This is a genomic window from Ensifer adhaerens (assembly GCF_020035535.1).
Taxonomy (GTDB): Bacteria; Pseudomonadota; Alphaproteobacteria; order Rhizobiales; family Rhizobiaceae; genus Ensifer.
The window spans coordinates 190979-208427 of sequence record NZ_CP083351.1; the positions used below are offsets into that span (position 1 = coordinate 190979).

At 59.1% G+C, this 17449-nt stretch carries 21 protein-coding genes and 2 pseudogenes; 7 read left to right on the top strand and 16 right to left on the bottom strand.

Annotated elements, in window-relative coordinates; genetic code table 11:
* Positions 1–19: 19 nt before the first annotated feature.
* The 4 genes and pseudogenes from LAC81_RS35545 to LAC81_RS35560 all read left to right on the top strand — a co-directional run bounded on the left by LAC81_RS35545 (position 20) and on the right by LAC81_RS35560 (position 3233).
* The gene (locus LAC81_RS35545; RefSeq protein ID WP_223730893.1) at positions 20–1060 is read left to right on the top strand and encodes a UDP-glucuronic acid decarboxylase family protein; all 1041 of its coding nucleotides are present in this window, start codon (positions 20–22) and stop codon (positions 1058–1060) included.
* A 2-nt stretch (positions 1061–1062) separates the two neighbouring features.
* Positions 1063–1815, top strand: a complete 753-nt coding sequence (locus LAC81_RS35550; protein ID WP_223730894.1) for a TIGR04290 family methyltransferase — start codon at positions 1063–1065, stop codon at positions 1813–1815.
* A gap of 573 nt (positions 1816–2388) precedes the next feature.
* Entirely contained in the window at positions 2389–2865 is a 477-nt protein-coding gene (locus tag LAC81_RS35555; RefSeq protein WP_223731033.1) for an Hsp20 family protein, read from the top strand.
* Positions 2866–2937: 72 nt separating this feature from the next.
* Positions 2938–3233, top strand: a pseudogene (locus LAC81_RS35560) (DUF982 domain-containing protein).
* 547 nt (positions 3234–3780) lie between these two features.
* Here LAC81_RS35560 and LAC81_RS35570 read toward each other — a convergent pair.
* The 4 genes from LAC81_RS35570 to LAC81_RS35585 form a co-directional block, all read right to left on the bottom strand.
* Entirely contained in the window at positions 3781–4101 is a 321-nt protein-coding gene (locus LAC81_RS35570) for a response regulator (RefSeq protein WP_223730895.1), read from the bottom strand.
* A 410-nt stretch (positions 4102–4511) separates the two neighbouring features.
* On the bottom strand, positions 4512–4688 hold the full coding sequence (locus LAC81_RS35575; RefSeq protein ID WP_223730896.1) for a hypothetical protein: 177 nt from the start codon (positions 4686–4688) through the stop codon (positions 4512–4514).
* 336 nt (positions 4689–5024) lie between these two features.
* Positions 5025–5834, bottom strand: a complete 810-nt coding sequence (locus LAC81_RS35580) for a DUF1365 domain-containing protein (RefSeq protein WP_223730897.1) — start codon at positions 5832–5834, stop codon at positions 5025–5027.
* A gap of 43 nt (positions 5835–5877) precedes the next feature.
* The gene (locus LAC81_RS35585) at positions 5878–6255 is read right to left on the bottom strand and encodes a DUF2147 domain-containing protein (RefSeq protein ID WP_223730898.1); all 378 of its coding nucleotides are present in this window, start codon (positions 6253–6255) and stop codon (positions 5878–5880) included.
* Positions 6256–6367: 112 nt separating this feature from the next.
* Here LAC81_RS35585 and LAC81_RS35590 point away from each other — a divergent pair, with 112 nt between their 5' ends.
* Positions 6368–6769, top strand: coding sequence for a DUF2177 family protein (locus tag LAC81_RS35590; RefSeq protein WP_223730899.1), 402 nt, complete (start codon positions 6368–6370; stop codon positions 6767–6769).
* Here LAC81_RS35590 and LAC81_RS35595 read toward each other — a convergent pair.
* From LAC81_RS35595 to LAC81_RS35615, 5 genes are read right to left on the bottom strand one after another with little or no spacing between them, the layout of a single operon-like run.
* On the bottom strand, positions 6734–7333 hold the full coding sequence (locus LAC81_RS35595) for a hypothetical protein (RefSeq protein ID WP_223730900.1): 600 nt from the start codon (positions 7331–7333) through the stop codon (positions 6734–6736). The genes LAC81_RS35590 and LAC81_RS35595 overlap by 36 nt on opposite strands.
* Positions 7330–8361, bottom strand: coding sequence for an SAM-dependent methyltransferase (locus LAC81_RS35600; protein ID WP_223730901.1), 1032 nt, complete (start codon positions 8359–8361; stop codon positions 7330–7332). Before LAC81_RS35600 ends, LAC81_RS35595 begins: the two co-directional genes overlap by 4 nt.
* Positions 8358–9173: a DUF1295 domain-containing protein gene (locus LAC81_RS35605; RefSeq protein ID WP_223730902.1), complete on the bottom strand. Its 816-nt coding sequence runs from the start codon at positions 9171–9173 to the stop codon at positions 8358–8360. The genes LAC81_RS35600 and LAC81_RS35605 overlap by 4 nt, the downstream gene beginning before the upstream one ends.
* 3 nt (positions 9174–9176) lie before the next feature.
* On the bottom strand, positions 9177–9830 hold the full coding sequence (locus LAC81_RS35610; protein ID WP_223730903.1) for a ChrR family anti-sigma-E factor: 654 nt from the start codon (positions 9828–9830) through the stop codon (positions 9177–9179).
* A complete protein-coding gene (locus tag LAC81_RS35615) occupies positions 9827–10597 on the bottom strand; it encodes a sigma-70 family RNA polymerase sigma factor (RefSeq protein ID WP_223730904.1) in 771 nt (256 codons plus the stop codon). The genes LAC81_RS35610 and LAC81_RS35615 overlap by 4 nt, the downstream gene beginning before the upstream one ends.
* Here LAC81_RS35615 and LAC81_RS35620 point away from each other — a divergent pair.
* The gene (locus LAC81_RS35620) at positions 10597–11934 is read left to right on the top strand and encodes an NAD(P)/FAD-dependent oxidoreductase (RefSeq protein WP_223730905.1); all 1338 of its coding nucleotides are present in this window, start codon (positions 10597–10599) and stop codon (positions 11932–11934) included. The two genes, LAC81_RS35615 and LAC81_RS35620, sit on opposite strands and share 1 nt — an antisense overlap.
* A 222-nt stretch (positions 11935–12156) precedes the next feature.
* On the opposite strand, the gene LAC81_RS35625 is transcribed toward LAC81_RS35620, so the two are convergent.
* The 5 genes and pseudogenes from LAC81_RS35625 to LAC81_RS35645 all read right to left on the bottom strand — a co-directional run bounded on the left by LAC81_RS35625 (position 12157) and on the right by LAC81_RS35645 (position 14467).
* Positions 12157–12456: a hypothetical protein gene (locus LAC81_RS35625; protein ID WP_235693209.1), complete on the bottom strand. Its 300-nt coding sequence runs from the start codon at positions 12454–12456 to the stop codon at positions 12157–12159.
* Positions 12457–12625: 169 nt separating this feature from the next.
* Positions 12626–12976: a DUF6328 family protein gene (locus LAC81_RS35630; protein ID WP_223731036.1), complete on the bottom strand. Its 351-nt coding sequence runs from the start codon at positions 12974–12976 to the stop codon at positions 12626–12628.
* Positions 12977–13036: 60 nt separating this feature from the next.
* Complete coding sequence (locus tag LAC81_RS35635) at positions 13037–13528, bottom strand: DUF6328 family protein (RefSeq protein ID WP_223730906.1); 492 nt, start codon at positions 13526–13528, stop codon at positions 13037–13039.
* Positions 13529–13673: 145 nt separating this feature from the next.
* Positions 13674–13800, bottom strand: a pseudogene (locus tag LAC81_RS38660) (ATP-binding protein); the annotation flags it as partial.
* A 304-nt stretch (positions 13801–14104) separates the two neighbouring features.
* Positions 14105–14467 (bottom strand): hypothetical protein, encoded by a 363-nt coding sequence (locus LAC81_RS35645; protein ID WP_223730908.1) that lies wholly within the window; start codon positions 14465–14467, stop codon positions 14105–14107.
* A 780-nt stretch (positions 14468–15247) separates the two neighbouring features.
* Between LAC81_RS35645 and LAC81_RS35650 the strand changes: the two genes are divergently transcribed.
* Positions 15248–16153: a c-type cytochrome gene (locus tag LAC81_RS35650; protein WP_223730909.1), complete on the top strand. Its 906-nt coding sequence runs from the start codon at positions 15248–15250 to the stop codon at positions 16151–16153.
* Positions 16154–16165: 12 nt separating this feature from the next.
* On the opposite strand, the gene LAC81_RS35655 is transcribed toward LAC81_RS35650, so the two are convergent.
* Both LAC81_RS35655 and LAC81_RS35660 read right to left on the bottom strand, forming a co-directional pair.
* A complete protein-coding gene (locus tag LAC81_RS35655) occupies positions 16166–16576 on the bottom strand; it encodes a c-type cytochrome (RefSeq protein WP_223730910.1) in 411 nt (136 codons plus the stop codon).
* Positions 16569–17444, bottom strand: a complete 876-nt coding sequence (locus tag LAC81_RS35660) for a cytochrome c oxidase assembly protein (RefSeq protein WP_223730911.1) — start codon at positions 17442–17444, stop codon at positions 16569–16571. The genes LAC81_RS35655 and LAC81_RS35660 overlap by 8 nt, the downstream gene beginning before the upstream one ends.
* Positions 17445–17449: the final 5 nt, after the last annotated feature.

Sequence of the window (17449 nt, forward strand, 5' to 3'; positions counted from 1 at the left end):
GTCACAAGGAGAATAGCCGATGGCACGGATAAATATCGCAGACAAGAGAAAGGTCGCCCTCGTCGCTGGCGGCGCCGGTTTTATCGGATCTCACCTCTGCTCGGAGCTCCTCACGGCCGGCAGTCGGGTGATCTGTGTCGACAGCTACCTCACGGGTTCTCGCGCAAATCTCGGTGATTTGTTGGAAGATCCTCTTTTTTCGGCTGTCGAGCACGATGTTTGTGATGAACTCAGTTTCGAAGAGCGGATCGATTGTGTCTACAATCTTGCCTGCCCTGCGTCTCCCCCATCTTATCAGGCCGATCCCATTCACACCTTGATGACGAGCGTCACTGGGACTGCGAATCTGCTACGGCTTGCCGAACGAGATGGTGCGGTCTTTCTGCAGGCTTCGACGAGTGAAATCTACGGTGATCCAGAAGAGCATCCGCAGGGTGAGGACTATTGGGGACACGTCAATTGCACGGGGCCTCGTGCCTGCTATGATGAAGGAAAGCGCGCGGCCGAGACACTGTGTTTTGACACTTTGAGGGCAGGCAACGTCGATGCGCGCGTTGCCCGCATCTTCAATACTTATGGTCCGCACATGCAGCCGAGTGATGGGCGCATCATCTCAAACTTCATTGTCCAGGCGTTGAGGAATGAACCGCTCACTATCTATGGCAGCGGCCTACAGACGCGTTCCTTCTGCTACGTGTCTGATCTCGTTGACGGGCTCTTACGTTTGTCGCAGCGCCAAACGAATCCTCTCGGACCGGTTAATCTGGGAAACCCGCAGGAATTCACGGTGGTTAAGTTGGCTGAAATGGTCTTATCCATGGTTCGTACAAAGTCATATGTTGTGCATGAAGCCCTGCCTGAAGACGACCCGCAGAGGCGCCGACCTAATATAGCGCGCGCCCGGGAACTGCTCGGCTGGGAGCCGAAAGTGGCTCTTGAGGAGGGCTTGTCACAGACAATCGAATGGTTCCAAGGGGAATTAGCCTCGGCGCGACTGAGGAGGCGACCGGGCAGCGCGCGACCTCAGGCCCAGGTTGCCGCCCTGCGGCAGGATTACTGACCATGAGAGAACAAGCAGACCTGAAGGCGCAGATCCATGCTCTCGGCCCCTGGTTCCATAATATGCGGATCGATGGGGTGGAGACGGCTCCCGACCACTTTCTGGGTGACTACCCGGCTGTAAAATGGAAAAAGTTCAAACATGTGCTCCCTGATGATCTGACAGGTCGCAGCGTTCTCGATATCGGCTGCAACGCGGGTTACTACGCACATGAAATGAAGCGCCGCAATGCCGACCGCGTGGTGGCCATCGATTCAGATCCCCGCTACTTGCGGCAAGCTGAGTTCGCGGCGAAACAGATGGACGTGAAGATCGAGTTCAGGCACATGTCGGTCTATCAAATTGCTGAATTGCGCCAGAAGTTTGATCTCGTCCTTTTCATGGGAGTACTTTATCACCTTCGACATCCGCTGCTCGCCCTGGACCTCATCCACCAGCATGTCGTTGGCCACCAGATGCTATTTCAATGCATGCAACGTGGGTCGAACATGGTGACGCCACTCGAGGCCGACTATCGGTTTGAGGAATGGAAAATTTTCGAGGAGCCTGGCTGTCCGAAGCTGTTTTTCATTGAAAGGCGTTTCGCCGAAGATCCGACGAATTGGTTCATTCCAAACCGAGCGGGTGTTGAGGCAATGTTGCGCGCGTCGGGCTTTGTCATCGAGGCTCATCCCGAGCGAGAGGTCTATCTCGTGAGAAAGGGAGATATGCCCATGATCGATCCTGTACCGTTCGCCCCCGCAGCGGCCAGGTGATCGGCGTCTTATCTAGCCTGTGACACGGTTGTTAGGCGACAGGAACACAGATCGATAAAAGACCTCACCAACAAGGAACGCGAAGACCTATTTGCTGATATCGCCCATGTCCTCGAGGACACCTCCGACGAGGCCTGTGAAGGTAACCCGCACCCTCCGCGGTTTCAGTCAACATCTCTCAGGCGGTGCGCGCAAACGCCAGCGAACTGGCATGCAATCGCGCGCAAGATGCCGAACGCATGCTTCAGTAGGCGAGGGCTGTCATCCCCCAATTTCACGCAGGTCGTCCTTATCGAATGATAGGCTACGCCATCCCTTGGCCGCCGGCCTTTGGTAAGGGACGATGATTGCCAGTGAGTATTAGTACAACCGTGACCGATGGCCGTGGTAAGGCAGAGCGCCGAGGCAAAAACTCGCAATAATCTACGACAAGAAAATTTAACGCCCACGGCTCTTGAAACTACCAAATCGCAAACCACATCGATCGTCGCCAGTCGCCGCAAGGGCTGGCTTTGCTGGAGGCGTCGTCTTCGGCGCCTTCATAATCCATGTTGCTTCAAGGAGGATATGGTTATGGCAACATCGTACGATTATGCACCGCTGTTCCGCTCCAGCGTCGGGTTCGACAGGATTTTCAATCTGCTTGAGAATGCCCATCGCGGCCGCACGATCAGTGACTGGCCGCCTTACGACATCGTAAAGACGGGCGATGACAGCTATCGCATCTCGATCGCGGTCGCAGGCTTCACCTCGGAAGAGCTCGAAATCACATTTCAATCCAATCTCCTAACCGTCACCGGAAAGAAGCAGGAACCGGCTTTGGACGGCTATTTGCACCGCGGCATTGCCGGGCGACCGTTCGAGCATCGCTTTGAGCTTGCCGATCACGTCAAGGTTCATGCTGCTGACCTGAGCAACGGTCTTTTGAAAATCGAACTCGTGCGCGAGGTTCCGGAGGAGATGAAGCCGCGGAAAATTACCATCCAGAGCTTGACCCCTGCGCCAGGCGTGGATGCTGCGCCCCAAATCGACGAGCGGAAAGCAGGATAAAGGTCGCTGTGAGAAGGGGGCCTTTGCCGATGGGCCCCCAACGGCATTTTGGGTTGGAAAGGAGACACACGAATGAAACCCGATATGTTCAAAACCCCCGTGACCATCTTCGTCGGACTTGGATTTCCCACCGATGTCTGTTGCGTGATGGAAGCTTACCGGCACCTGGTTGAATGGCCAGCCTCGAACCGGGATGCGTTGCACCGCGCGGCGCTCAATGCCTGTGGCGCCGCGCTGCGCGGCGAGATCGAAGCGGAAACAGCTGATTGTTTGCAGCCTTTGCGCAAAAGCACGATCTGCTTGCGCCAGAGGCCTTTGTGCCAGCGGCAATAAGGTCAAGGCGCGACCGGGATCCGCGCGTCAGATGAGGTGAGCGGGGATGAAACACATCTTCGAACGCACCATCAGAGCGATGGCTGGCGGCCCTGCCGTTCTCATGCCTGCAGCCTCGGGGATCAATCGGCCGATTGACGTTGTTCAACTCGCCGGCCTCCCGGTCGATGACAAGAGGGCCATCCTTGCGTCCTGGGCGTCGGATTACCATGCTGTGCGGTCACGCCCGTCTATGCGTTGGATACCAGGAACGCCAAACCCAGTTGCAATTGCCGAAATCAAAGCAGCGCTCGTGGAGCTTGACCGGCGCTATGACATATAGAGCTTCGGCCGCGATTGGACCCAGCGTTGCGAAGGAGCGTTGTTTAGGTTCTTCGCACGCTGATCACAATCGGTACAGGCGAGATTAAGCGGCAATTCTTATCCGCCCTCGTGAGACGGCACAGCGCGGTGGCCGGGAACATCAGCTCGAAGCGCGGGGACCGGAAGTGATTGTCGCGGATTCTACCGTCGGTGACCATGCATCTTCAACTGGGTCATCAACCCTAGTGGGTGGGCCGGACGACCGGCGCGCCAAGCTGGTCATTGAACCCCGCAGTTTGCGCGCGCCTCTGCAAGTTTGATCAGGTGATCAACCAACAATGTCATGTTGAGGGGTTTGTCGAAGTGCGGGAGCGCTCTGTATCGGTGCGGCATTAGCGCGCGGCTGTGGCCGCTTACGAACACCACCGCGACATTCTTCTCCAGAAGCTCGCGGGCCAGCGGGAACACCGTCTGTCTATGCAAGTTCACATCAAGTAACGCGGCATCTATGTTGTGCAATGCTTTGGAGACCTCCATTGCGTGTTCAAGATATGAGATCGGTCCAAGCACCCGCGCCCCCAGATCGTCCAGTCGTGTCATCACGTCAGACGCCGCATAGTAGTCGTCCTCGACGAGCAGATATGTCCGGTCTTTGAGAGGGAGATGTGTGATTGTTTTCCTCCCGAGGTCTTTCGGTTCATCTGTGCGCCAGACAGCGTGTTAAGGATTGAAGCCTGAACCCCGACGGGAAATCACATTTCAGCATCGCGCTGCCGCACATCGGCTCACCGGTTAACACACGATGTGAACAAACAACCAGTTCGATCACGATCGCCGCGCGGCGAACTGCCGTTGCCTTCACTCTGGGTGATGTTGCCAAACCCGGCCAGCCGTGTGCGCCGCGTACAAAGGAACCGTCCGCGGCTGGCACGGACGGCCCTGCTTTATGCTAGCAACCGCTGACTTTATAGAGTTCTGCTTCGGAGTTTTGACGAGACCGCCGGCCTCATTCAGCTCTTACGATCGTTGTCGCGACTGCCAGAGCTACCCTTGCTGCCGGCAGAACTGGAACTTTTGCTGCTGCTGCTCTCGCGGCTCGATTCCCGCTTGTCGTCGTTCTTGTGACTTTGTTCGCCAGCCTTGCGATGTTGTTCGCTGCTGCCACCTCGACCGCCTTGATTTGCCATTTCCATTCTCCTTAAGTGCTGCTCAACCGTTTGCCGGCTGAGAGGCTCTCCTAAACCCGGACGAGCGATAAGGTTCCCGCAAGGTAGGCAGAATCGCGGAAGAAGGCCTCGCTCAAAAGGATACGGAAAGTAAAGCCGGCCGGGCAACGCCTGGCCCTCGTCTCCCCTGACCGCACACAGTATCATTCCTGATTGACGCCGAATCTCACCTTGATTGCCGGCACGCACCGCATTGCGGCATTTTCGCCAAGCAAGAGTGAATAGTGACTTTAGAAGCGCCTGAAACCCACGATCTGCGGGGCGATGACACGGGCGCGATCCTCGGTTTCCCGCATTTTACGGGTTCCCGGCCTCATCACCAAAGCTCGCGGATGCTGGCGGCGGTGGACTGCGACGCAAGCGCGCGCCCTTCAGCCAGAGCCTGAGCGCTTCCCAGTGGATACCAGCAATCACCTTCAGTGTCATAAAGGGAAAACGTAGGAGAATGCGCACGAGATTGGTGTCGGAGACGAAGGCCGCGTTGCCATTGAACGTTGCGGCCAGGACAGGTGTGTTTCCCGCGGTCTCGTGGATGCGCAGCCGCACGATTTTCCCCGGAGGCAACACCCGGAAATGGTAGCGCAGGCTCATGTCCATGAAGGGCGAAACATGAAAAATCTTCGTGCGGCTCTGCCGGATGCCAGCAGCACTTTCTTCGCCAGGCAACACCGGTGCGACATAGCTGTGCCGTTGGCCGAAGGTGTTGCGCACAGCATAGATGACGGCGATCAGCTTTCCTTGCGCGTCATAGGCGAAATAGGTGGAAAGCGGATTAAAGGCGTAACCCAACATCCGCGGAAACGCGAGCAGCAAGACGCGCTCCGCCGGCGTCGCAATTCCCGCCTTGGCCAACAGGCGATCGGCGAAGGCCCTCACGGTTTCGTTTTCCTGCTCGACGTGATCCCGCGTATGAAAGGACAGGATGCCGGGCCGGTCGACGGAGAGGAGGTTAGACATGCGGCCGAGTTCTTCCAGTCGATCGATGTCGACGAGCAGGGAGAAGACGGAATAGCTGAAACGGTGGCCGAACGGTCTTAGCCGCTGATGCATGACCTTTCCGCAATAAAGGGTTCCCGCCGTCACGCACGGCGCCCCGTTTTCTGCCATGCAAGAGATCCTCTTGTGGGTCATGTGAGCCTACCTGAAGTCCTCACTGTGCCGATGCCCAATGCACATCCCGGCAAAGGATGCCGCCGAGTATGCACCCGCGCGTAACCAGCGATTTGTCTAAGACGACCACGGTTATCGAATAGGTCCTGTTGCGTTTGGGATCGTAGGCCGTTCCGGTGAGCGTATCGGCCGTTTTCGGCGTGAGCGACATCACGAGACGGTCACCGGCTTCCTCGCCCTTGCTCGTGTCGCCTATCCAAAGGTTGGTGGCGCAGATGTTGGAGCCGCATGGCGCAATGCGCACGCGCGCATTGCCATCGTCGCGCATCCAGACACCGCTAGGGTCGGCCGATTGTTGGGCGGCGCCGGATGCTGCCAGTGTCGACAAGGCAAGTGCTGTCAGAAGAGGGATTTTCATCATGTATCCTCCACCTCTTTCTTACGCGACAGAGAGGCGAACGGTTCACTCTGAGGTGATCCGAAGAAGTGCAGCCGGCGTAAAAGCCGAAAGATCATACCGGAGTTTCGGCATGAAGACCGCAATAACTGCCTATTTTGCCGTCGGCATCGCGTTCCTTGTCGTTGATGCCGTCTGGCTGACAACCATGGCCGACACGCTTTACCGGCCTTTGCTGGGCGACAGGCTGGAGCCGGCGTTCAAGCTTGCGCCCGCGATCTGTTTCTACCTCATTTATGTGGCGGGTATCGTCTTTTTCGCGGTGTTGCCAGCGCTTCAGGGCGGTGGAGTGTTAAAGGCAGCCCTCAACGGTGCGGTGCTCGGGATTGTCGCCTATTCGACCTACGATCTCACAAACCAGGCGACGCTGCGCGATTGGCCGCTGGCGGTAACGCTCGCTGATATTCCCTGGGGCGCCTTCGTGACGGCGGTCGGCGGGTCAACCGGGTTTCTGGCCGCCAACCGCATCGGCTGATCGTTCGGCCTCGGCGAGGCGGTTCGAAAAAACAAGCGCGACGAAACCCGTCAGCATTGCAGCACTGATCGCATTCAGACGTGCAAGCGCCGTATATTCTTGTGCGGTATAATCGATCATCGGCGGTCCATAGACCTCGTGGAGGAACAGGAACGCTGCCAGAGCCAATCCCGCCAAGGCTATGGCGACAGGGCGCTCGGAGGGGCGAAACAGGAGAAGCGCGATAACCGCGCAAGGGAGCAGGAAGATTTCCACGGCTGAGGTTACGCCAAACAGCCAGGCGCTGAGAACTGTATTTGCAATGCCGGTAAGTGGCAGCAAGACCCGCCCCGCGACACCGTTACGGCGTGAGAGCGCCGGTACCGCGATAAAGAACGGCGTCGAGAAAAAGGTGAACCAGACCGGCGTGATATCCTGCCTCACCGCCCAAAGGACGTAGAGCGGATAGAACGGCTGGTTGGAGGCGACGAGCAGCGCGATGGTGTTTGCGCAAGCTACGCGAGGATCCGGGTGACCGGCATAGCGCCGCGCGGTCGCAAAAACGTTTCTAAGAACCGGGGTCATATGCGTTCAGCCGGACGAAGCAGATAGTGACTGACGCCCCATTCCATCCCGTCTGCATGGCCGAACAGTCCCGCCGTAGCCAGGAAGAACAACCGCCAGCGCCGCAGCCAAAGCGCTGCGTCGCGACCGTACGTCGTCTCAAAGATCGCGCGGACCACTTCGCGGTTGGCATCCATGTTGCGTAACCAATCGAGGGCGGTGCGGGCATAATGCTTGCCGTTCCAGCGCCACTCCCTCTCGACGGTGAAACTCTCGCCGAATTCCCGCATCAGGCTATGACTTGGCATGATGCCGCCGGTGAAGAAATGCTGGGCGATCCAGTCCTCCTTGTCGGTATGGTCGAAGCGGTAGGCGCAACTCCGATGGGAGAAGACATGCACAAACAGCCGCCCATCCGGCTTCATCCAGGCGCGTGCCCGTTCCAATAGGTCCTTCCAGTTCGACATGTGCTCGAACATTTCAACCGAGACGATCCGGTCGAAATGCTGGGCTGACGCAAGGGTACTGACGTCGGCTGTAACGACCGCGAGGTTTTCAAGCCCGCGGCGCCCGATTTCCGCCTCGATATGAAGTCGTTGCGAAACCGAGTTCGACACCGAGAGAATGCGCGACGACGGATAACGCTCCGCCATGAAGAGAGACAATGAGCCCCAACCGCATCCAAGCTCCAGCACGTCCTGCCCATCGGCGAGTGCGGCATGCAGGCAAGTCTGCTCCAGCGCCGCTATCTCGGCTTGGGCAAGCTTGGTGTTTGGCGTGTCGTAGAGGCAGCAGGAATATTTCTTGCGGGCTCCAAGGGTCAGCGCGAAGAATTCCGACGGCAGTTCGTAGTGCTGCGCATTGGCTGTCGCCGTATGGAGGGCGATCGGCCATCCCGCCATGGCCGCTGCGAAATCCGGATCGGTCGAAAAACCGTCTTCCAATCGGCGACGGGTTCGACTGACAAGGCGTTCGATGCCGAAGCGAAGGGCGCGGTCGGGAAGCGGCAGTCGTTCGGCGGCGGTGATGGCGGTGACGGCAAGTTTCAACTCGATACCTCCCTGGTTTGCGGCCCCGGCCAAAACGCGTTGACGCGCTCTACGTAGGTGGCAAATGCCTGCCCGCGCGAGCGCCGCATATGCGCTTCCAGCGGCGGAATGCCGGAAACGTGGACCAGTAGCCAGTACATGGAGGCGGGCCCGGCAAGCGCCGCCCAGCCCAAGGGCCACCCACCCACGGGGCCGATCGCGATCACCGCGTAACCGGTCCAGCCAAGCCACTGGAAGAAATAGTTCGGATGGCGCGAGAGGCCCCACAGGCCAATATCGCAAACCTGATCCTTGTGTGCGGGGTCGCTGCGAAACCGCGTCAGTTGGGCGTCTGCAGCGCCCTCACCAACGATCGCGATTAAGAGGATGAGGAAGCCGGCGACGTCGGTCCACTGCAGACCCGCGGTCGGGTTGCGGGCAGCGAGAAAAACCGTGCCGGCAAGCAACAAGGCGGCGGCCGCCTGGATCTCAAGGAAGACGAACAGGCGAAAACGCCAGCGTGCGCCCCATTCCTCCCGCAGCTTCGCGTATCGCGGGTCCTCACCGCCGCCAAGCGTGCGGAGGGCGATGTGGAATCCAAGCCTGCACGACGAGATACCGGCGGCGACCGCAACGGCAAGCTGCCTTGCAAACTCACCCTCCCAGCCCAAAAGCGGCGTCAATGCCGCTGCAAGTCCGGCCGCTCCGACGAGAAAGGACCAGGTCGCGTCGACCCAGCCGGATTTGGAACCGGACAGCACGGACAGCCAGGCAAGCATCATGGCAAGGGAAAGGGCGGCAGCGAGCAGGAGGAAGAAGGATGCCGGTACCATGGCTCAGATCCCGAAGATTGGCTGCAGTATCCGTCCGATCATCCCCTTGAAGCGCATCTTTCCTTCCATCGCGGCAAGACAAATGCATTCACCGTCCGGGTCGACGATCGGTTGGTGCTCTACGTCCTCGTCCATTTCGGCAAGGTCGCCGGGCCGAAATGTGCCGAACCGGTCTGTGTAGGAGCCCGAGACGATGTAGGTGAACTCTGTCCCGACATGCCCATGATCGGGTAGAGCCCGGCCGGGCCCAACCCTCAGAAGAATGAGATTGGCGTCGGGATCGTGTGGCACTGCGACCCGGCTCATCTTCATGCCTGGCCCGATCCAGCGCCAGCGTCCGATATCGCAACCGCGCAGTGCTTCTGGAAGTAGAACGCCGTCGATCTCCAGGGGGGCGAGGGGACGCGTTGCGGGCGCGTCAACCGCTTGCTCTGCTTCGATGAGCGCAAGCACGTCGCCCAGTGCGGTCGCGGAAAGAGAGGTCGCAGCCGTATCTTCGAGGAGTGCGCCACCCAATGCCTGGTATTCGCCCGCACGCGCACGACAAGCGAAGCATTGCGCCAGATGGGCTTCCACGGCAATTGCCGGTCCGGCAGCGAGTGTGCCGGCCGCAAAGCGCATCAGGGTCTCATCCGTTGCGTGGTGATTGGCGGTCATGTCTGGTCTTCCAAAAGCGTGCGGAGGCGGTTGATCGCCAGGCGTGTTCTCGATTTCACGGTGCCGAGCGGAATGCCCAGTTCCGCGGCTATGTCGCTCTGCGACTTCTCGCTGAAATAGGAAAGGCGGATGATCGTCTGTTGTTCAGCGGAGAGTGCGGCAAGCGCGCGACGGACCCGCTCATCGCGCTCGGCGCCAATGACGTGCTCTTCGACGGAAGCAGGCATCTCCTGCGGATCGGGTGGTAGGCTCGACGGATCGCGCCGGCGGCGCAGATGATCGATGCGAATATTGCGGGCGATCGTAAAGATCCACGTCGCTACGCCGGCGCGCGCGGGGTCGAAATAGGAGGACTTGCGCCAGACATTCAACATCGTTTCCTGCATGAGGTCCTCGGCCATATCCGATGACACGGTCAGCCGTAGGAAGTATGTCTTCAATCGCGGCCCAAAGTGCTGAAAGACCAGCGCAAAGGCCAGCCGGTCTCGCTCGCGCGAGACCGCCCGCATGAGGTCGATCAGCTCTTCCGGGGTCGGCGCCTGCCGGTTTTCAATGAGGCTCACGATGGCATGCCGCTTTGGTGGCGTGCCATGACCAGGCATTTCGTCGATGTCGGTCGAGCTACCATACATGCGCCTTTTTACGCTGCGGTTGCTTCCGCGGATCACCGGTTCGAAATTATTGAACAATGGTGATCCGCAGGGGCTCCGCACTCGTAGAATTACAGAAACTCCGAGACAAAGCGACAGCGGCAGGAAGGTTCCCAATGCGCCATATTTCGCGGTCCGGCCGGCCCCTCAAAGTCGCCGTGGTGGGCACGGGTATCGCCGGTCTTTCCGCTGCATGGCTGCTGTCGCAGCGTCATGAGGTGACGGTGTTTGAGGCAGACGACCGCATCGGAGGGCACTGCCACACGGTGGACGCGGACAGTGCGGCGGTCGATACCGGCTTCATCGTCTATAACGAACTGACCTATCCGAACCTGGCGGCGCTGTTTCGCCACCTTGAAGTGCCGACGAAGGCCTCGGACATGTCCTTTGCGGTTTCCATGGATGACGGGCTTCTCGAATACTCTGGAAGCAGTCTCGCCGGTCTCTTTGCTCAGCGCAGCAATCTTGCAAGTCCACGCTTCTGGTCGATGCTGCGCGATCTGGTGCGTTTCTACAGGGAGGCGCCGGAGGGCGTGCGGAGCCTTGATCCCTCGGCAAGTCTCGACGACTACCTCAACGGTGCGGGGTTTGGAACGGCCTTCCGCGAGGATCATCTCTATCCGATGGCAGCCGCGATCTGGTCGACGCCGGCGCTCGAGATTGGCAACTATCCCGCGGTGTCGTTCGTCCGCTTTTGTGAAAATCACGGCCTCCTGAAATTCTTCCGCCGCCCCGTCTGGCGCACCGTGGATGGGGGCAGTCGTGCCTATGTCGAACGGCTTACCGCTTCCTTCCGCGATCGCATCCGTTTGAAAGCACCCGTGAAGGCAATCCGACGGCTTAACGGCGCGGTGGAGATAACGGTGCCAGGCGCGGAACCGGAATGGTACGACCGCGTCGTGATCGGCGCCCATGCCGACCACGCGCTTGGTCTTCTGGTTGACCGTTCGACACGAGAGGCCGAGGTCTTAGGCGCCTTTTCCTATGGCGTGAACGAAACGATTCTTCATAGCGACGAAAGCCTGATGCCGCGGCGCAATCGCGTCTGGGCGAGCTGGAACTATCTGGCGCGCTCGGGCCGCGAGGGCGGCGAGCGACGCAAGCCCTGTGTGACTTACTGGATGAACAGGCTCCAGGGCGTTGGGAGCCGACGTCCGCTCTTCGTGACGCTCAGCCCGCTCCATTCGCCGGCCAAGCACAAGGTGCACTGGCGGGGCTTCTATCAGCATCCGCTCTTTAACGCTGCGACCCTTGCGGCCCAGAACCAGCTCTGGTCGTTGCAAGGGCAGTCCAACACATGGTTTTGCGGCTCGTATTTCGGCTCCGGCTTCCACGAAGATGCCTTGCAGGCGGGGCTCGCAGTGGGTGAAACCCTCGGCGGCGTTCAACGACCTTGGGCGGCGTCCGGACTTCGGACCGTATTTGCAGGAGCGCGCAACCTGTCTTCGCCGTGACGTTCGACCGCGGGTCATGCGGCAGAGTTCTAAAGCGGCTCCTTTACAGCCAGTTTTCGTGCCGAGCACCTTGGAGTGTTCCTAGGTTTCCTTTGGACCGAAATAATCGCACAATGTATCGTCGGGAATTCTTAAGGCAGAGCGCGCCGACGAGCCGCGGATCTTTGCCGTCGATAGTTCGAAGGGCTTGAAGTTCAGCGAGAAAGGCAGTTGCAACCTCGGTCATGAGATGCGACCACGGGAGCGACGTCCAGGCCATGCGCTGCTCTGTTCATCGTGTGAAGCGCGCCTCGAAATTGGTCTGCGGTTTTCGGCGCGAACCCGAGGCGTTCGACCTCTCTGCGGAACTTTACTAGCGACATTGACGGAATTCCCGTGCAAGCTCTGCTTCGGTCGGTAGCTCCCTTCGCAATGGTGGGGAAGGGCGGCGGATAGCCGATATTCCGCAGCAGCGCCCATCGGCTTTGTCGAATCTCGAAGTGCGTACTCGACGATTACCTCGTTCTTGCCCTCGCACAGCATGATCCTGATGCTCCGAGCATCGGACTTGCGCCAAGTCTGACTGCGGGGCCAGCAATGTCTGATTCCTTGCGATCTGATGGATAAGAACGTTCGGTTCCACCCCTGTTCTACCGCTTGGCGTGCCTACCACGGCCTCTCTTCAAGGCGCGCATGTATTTGGGCGTTCGCTTCAGACGCCGCCGTTTTGCAGCCGCTTCCACCACGGCCAGAGATGCCAACACCCGACGAGCATCAGGACGACCACGACTGCCGTTACGTTTGCAACGGCCGGACTTTCAGTGATCTTACCGATCACCACGTGAATGTCAGCTGCCAAACCCAATGCCAGAAAGGCCGTGGCAGCAATCAGGAAGCGGCTCGCAATGTGATAGAACGCTGGTATATCGGCGCCGTCATAGACGATACGATGGTACGCTGCGGGCGTCATCAAGAGCATGGTAGCAACCGCGACCGAACTCAGCGCCACACAATGAACCGCTTTCGCCAGAACGCCGAGCTCGGCGAATCCCTTCGTCAGCACGATTTGCAAGTTGGAAGCCCAGTAACGCCTGGGCACCTGGCAGGACCACGCGGGCTTCCGTCAGGACGTAGTCGATCTTGCAGCAGTCGGTGTTTTTTCATTGGAAGTGGCCATTCTCGTATCCCTGTAGTTGTCGCTTATCAGCGTGGGTCCGTACCAAAGCCCAAGTGCCACGGCCCCACTAAAGGCTCCGGCGACGCCTCCGATCAACCAGCCAAGAGCGCGACCGATAGCAATGCTGAGGTCCAAGCCAAGTGCGAGCGAAAACGGAGCTAGCGTCAGAAAAGAAATCCGCGTCACAAAAGCGATGAAACGCTGCGTCGCTTCACCCCTTTCGACAATCCGATGACGCGCACTCGGTGTGATCAGAAGCGCGATGATTAGGACCATGATGCAGAGAACAATCGCTTCGATCCATTTCTCGAAGACGCTCAGATCTGAAAACGCATCTTGAAACGGCGCCTGGAGCTGAAATCCGAGCAGGATTTGCGCGCCCAGCATCAGCATGCGCAACTCGTCAAGAGCCGTCTTCGTTTTCTCAGCCAGAGACACCCGCTCGACCTTTCTTTCAGACGAAAGCAACGGCTGCGCGGCCGTCGAGTTCGATCATCCTGAATAACCGTCGCCCTTGGCGAAAGTTCCTGTTGACCAGCGTCGTCAGCAACGAGCGTCGACTTCCCGCGTCGAGCACGACCGCTTCACGGCTATTGCGGGCGAAACGCGAGACCTCGCGCGGCCACGGCGCCGACCGTTCCAAGGGAGACTTCCGCCACCGTCCGGTCAAATCCAGAGCGGGTCACGCCGCCGGCGGCAGAACGACCGAGACCTCGTCCAGACGCAACGCCTTTGACGTGATCCCGAGCAACTTCGCCGCACTGCCGATTAAGCCACGGTTCAAACCCCGTCGTCTCAGCGCAGTGCCCCGCTCCCGAGCCCAGCGACAACGTCATTGGCAATAAGCACGAGCTGTCGCACAGCATCGACAATGTCTTCAGGCGTCGCGTTTCTGTGGCTGCAGTGCCGCTTCGGCAGGCGCAGTTCGGTGTGGACGCCACCAACCCAATGAACGACGAGGACGATCTCAGAGGTTGGAACCGCGCGGGCTTGCCGGAGGCCATTTGGTTTGAGTTATGCGGCCATGGCCGGTTCGTCCAGCATGGCGTAGTAGCGTTCTTCTGCTCGCCTCAGGCTTAATCGTTCTTTCGATAGGCGCGCGAACGCGTCACCTCCAATCCCGCTTCGACACCAGCAGACAACCAGTTCGTTCATGAGGGCGCTGTCATTGTCGAAGTCGACGCCAAGCAGCGGAAATGGAAACTGCGAGCGGGCTTGCTTGATCGCAGCGATCACGAGGCCGCTTTCGCGCGTACGCACTGGCACGCACTCGGTCCAGCCCATAGCGATATCGGTCAGCACCATCGTCTGCGCGAAGCTGCCGGACGAAAAGGTACCCGAATGGGCCACGAAATTGACCTCGACATGGCCGGGCAACGGATCGTTCCAGTCCCCGAAGGTGCGACCGCACCGACCGGCGTACCGAGGGGACCCATTTCGGCACGCCGACACTGGCCGCTGCGAGCCACCACACGGACTCTGACAGCAACCGATCCATCGTCGCTGCACTGACCATCGGCAGTTTATCGCGAAGGCCGTCGTTCAGCTCGAGCCGGCCATGACGCTCAAGGGCTGGCAGTAAAAACGGAATCAGCGGTTTCAGGCGTCTCGAGCAAAGACGATCGGATGCTTCCCATTGAACCACCAGCGCTTCCCTGACATCGGGAGTGTAGTGGACAACATGCTGCCGAGCGGAAGGCGGCTCGGCCCCACGATAGCGGAGCACTCTGATTGCATGTTTACGGGGATATCCGGTAACAGCGACGAACTCATCTAGGATCCCTTGCCTGTCCGCCCGACAGCTCGATCGATATCGCTCGATGGCGCCTCAACTCGTTCCGTCCGTATCGCTATGCTGATCCGCAGTGCCATCCATTCCGAGCTGGGACAGCGAACCATGACCATCCCATCGGAAACATCAACACTATCGGTAACATTTTGCTTGAGGCAATCCGGGCTTAATAGTTGGCTGTGCGGATGCGAGCGACGGTTCCGAGGCGTCATCCGAATGCGACTTCCAGGGAACCGTTGCCGCGACCGAAGGTTGGAAGGAGCGTTTAGGAAAGGGGCGAACATTGGGGCCCAAATGTTCCTTGCCGGCAATATCGAGCCGGTTATGAGCCCTATCGTGCTGACCGGCTCGCTGAGGATCGGGCGATGCGCTTGAAATCCGTAATTCTTATCGGTGTTGGCACGTGTGGAGTGGCCGGCATCCTCTGGTTTTTTTCTGTACCATCACCGCCATTTGCCAGCGATGATCGGAGATTTGACGGTTCTGGAAGCGTCGCGAAGGGCCGGATCGTATTCGCAGCCGGCGATTGCGCCTCTTGTCACTCCACTCCGGGGCAATCCGACCGGCTTAAGTTGGGAGGCGGTATGGCGCTGGCGTCACCTTTTGGCACCTTTCGCCCGCCAAACATTTCACCAGACCCGGTAGACGGCATCGGTGCCTGGAGCGCCGTCGATCTCGCAAACGCCCTGATTGGGGGCGTTTCGCCGCGGCACACGCATTACTATCCAGCCCTTCCCTATACTAGTTTTAATAGCATGACGATCGCGGACCTTAACGACCTCTACGCCTATCTTCGCACGCTGCGGAAGGTCACCGGCCGGGCACCGCAACATGATCCGGCAATTCTATCCGCCGCACGGCGACTGGTTGGCTTCTGGAAACTGCTGTTCTTGCGCGACGATCGATGGAAGCGAAATGGCGATGTTGTCCATGACCGCGGGGCCTATCTCGTCGAAAGCGTCGCGCACTGTGCCGAGTGTCATTCGACCAGAAACGTCTTCGGTGCAATTCGCCCAGAAACCCGGTTTGCGGGCGGCATCGACCCGCAGGGGACGGGTTTCGTTCCGAACATCACCCAGGAAAGGTTAAGCGGTTGGTCGGAAAATGATCTCGTCGAAATGCTGAAAACCGGGAAGACCCCCGATCACGGCCAGGTCGGTTCGTCTATGGTGGACGTCGTGACGAATACCGCCATGCTGTCACAGAGTGACCGCGTCGCCATCGCACGCTACATTAAGACGCTTCCGCCCGTTCCTACTCCACACCCCTGACCTTCGCCGATATCAACGCGCGTAAAGATAAGCGGCAAGATCCCGCGCTTCCTTCTCAGAGACTCCCGTAGGCGGCATCGCCGAGTTCGGCGAGAAGCGCTGCGGTGACACGACCCACGCGGTGAGATTGTCGGAGCTGTTTTCCAGCACCCCGGCGATGTATAGCCGCTGGGAGAGCTCGGAGAGCGGAGGCCCAACCTGCCCGTCAGCCCCGGGCACGCCCGGGATGGCATGGCAACCCGCGCAACCATACCGGCGAAAAATCTCCGGTGCACGGGAAGGATCGCCGCCGGACAGCGTCTCGGCTGTGTTAACCTTGAGCCGGTGATGGCGCAACTCAGTGGTTGAAACCAATGCGGCAAGGCTGACGACCATAGTCAAAACCAGCCAGACGGCGCCATGCGAAAGCGGAACCTTAGACATTTTGCTCCCCTATTCGACCCGACCGGTAGATCCACAAAGCAAACATCGTCAGACAGGCGGCAGCGTAAACCGTTCCAGCCGGAACCCACATGATCATTCCAGCCAGTTGTTGGTCCTGTAGCGGTGTCAGGCCCCAGGAGAGCGTCGTGTTTGTTTGAGCAAAGTAAACCGCGCGGGGCGCCAATGCCATAAGCGCCCCAAGGATGTTGGTATGCATCATCGTGACGAAGAGATGCCAGCCTGCCACTCCGTGGCCGCTTTTCCAGACGAGGGCCCACCAGAACAGGATTGCCGTGGCAAAGAAACTGATGTGCTGAAGCCGATGAATGTGAGGACTGAGAAAGGCGGCGTCGAAAAGCGTTGGCACATGCCAGGCCCAAATCGCGATCCCGTGGAGGATAGTTGCGTTGGTCGTGCGCGTAGACCATTCCCACGCCTTCGACATGGCAGGAGAGTGTATGGCTCTGCCAGCGAGATGACGCGTCCGCCTCGGCAATGCCCACAGGAGGAACCCCATTGGCCGGGCGATAACCATCAACGGCGCCGAGACCACCATAACGATCTCGTGCTCGATCATATGAAACGCGAAGAGATGTTCACCGAGCCAGTGAAGGGGGGAGAGGAGCGCACCCGCCAAGCTCAGCACCCCTGCATAGAATAAGAGAATTCGCTGGGCGATCGGGCCCACGCGCCGCGCTCGACGCCAGACTTTGATGAGACCCAAACCGTATAACAAGCTGATTATCGCGAGCGGAAGCGAGATCCATGGATCGAAAGTCCATTGAGGTCCCGAATGAGCCTCGCCACCATGGGCGATCGCAGGGGACGCCGTCATGAGAATGGTAAAGAGCCCGATCAGCGCTGACATGGTTC

Coding starts and splice junctions, on each gene's coding strand:
- LAC81_RS35545 (WP_223730893.1), top strand. CDS start 20: ATGGCACGGATAAATATCGCAGACAAGAGAAAGGTCGCCCTCGTCGCT.
- LAC81_RS35550 (WP_223730894.1), top strand. CDS start 1,063: ATGAGAGAACAAGCAGACCTGAAGGCGCAGATCCATGCTCTCGGCCCC.
- LAC81_RS35555 (WP_223731033.1), top strand. CDS start 2,389: ATGGCAACATCGTACGATTATGCACCGCTGTTCCGCTCCAGCGTCGGG.
- LAC81_RS35570 (WP_223730895.1), bottom strand. CDS start 4,101: ATGACACGACTGGACGATCTGGGGGCGCGGGTGCTTGGACCGATCTCA.
- LAC81_RS35575 (WP_223730896.1), bottom strand. CDS start 4,688: ATGGCAAATCAAGGCGGTCGAGGTGGCAGCAGCGAACAACATCGCAAG.
- LAC81_RS35580 (WP_223730897.1), bottom strand. CDS start 5,834: ATGGCAGAAAACGGGGCGCCGTGCGTGACGGCGGGAACCCTTTATTGC.
- LAC81_RS35585 (WP_223730898.1), bottom strand. CDS start 6,255: ATGAAAATCCCTCTTCTGACAGCACTTGCCTTGTCGACACTGGCAGCA.
- LAC81_RS35590 (WP_223730899.1), top strand. CDS start 6,368: ATGAAGACCGCAATAACTGCCTATTTTGCCGTCGGCATCGCGTTCCTT.
- LAC81_RS35595 (WP_223730900.1), bottom strand. CDS start 7,333: ATGACCCCGGTTCTTAGAAACGTTTTTGCGACCGCGCGGCGCTATGCC.
- LAC81_RS35605 (WP_223730902.1), bottom strand. CDS start 9,173: ATGGTACCGGCATCCTTCTTCCTCCTGCTCGCTGCCGCCCTTTCCCTT.
- LAC81_RS35610 (WP_223730903.1), bottom strand. CDS start 9,830: ATGACCGCCAATCACCACGCAACGGATGAGACCCTGATGCGCTTTGCG.
- LAC81_RS35620 (WP_223730905.1), top strand. CDS start 10,597: ATGCGCCATATTTCGCGGTCCGGCCGGCCCCTCAAAGTCGCCGTGGTG.
- LAC81_RS35625 (WP_235693209.1), bottom strand. CDS start 12,456: ATGCTGTGCGAGGGCAAGAACGAGGTAATCGTCGAGTACGCACTTCGA.
- LAC81_RS35650 (WP_223730909.1), top strand. CDS start 15,248: ATGCGCTTGAAATCCGTAATTCTTATCGGTGTTGGCACGTGTGGAGTG.
- LAC81_RS35655 (WP_223730910.1), bottom strand. CDS start 16,576: ATGTCTAAGGTTCCGCTTTCGCATGGCGCCGTCTGGCTGGTTTTGACT.
- LAC81_RS35660 (WP_223730911.1), bottom strand. CDS start 17,444: ATGTCAGCGCTGATCGGGCTCTTTACCATTCTCATGACGGCGTCCCCT.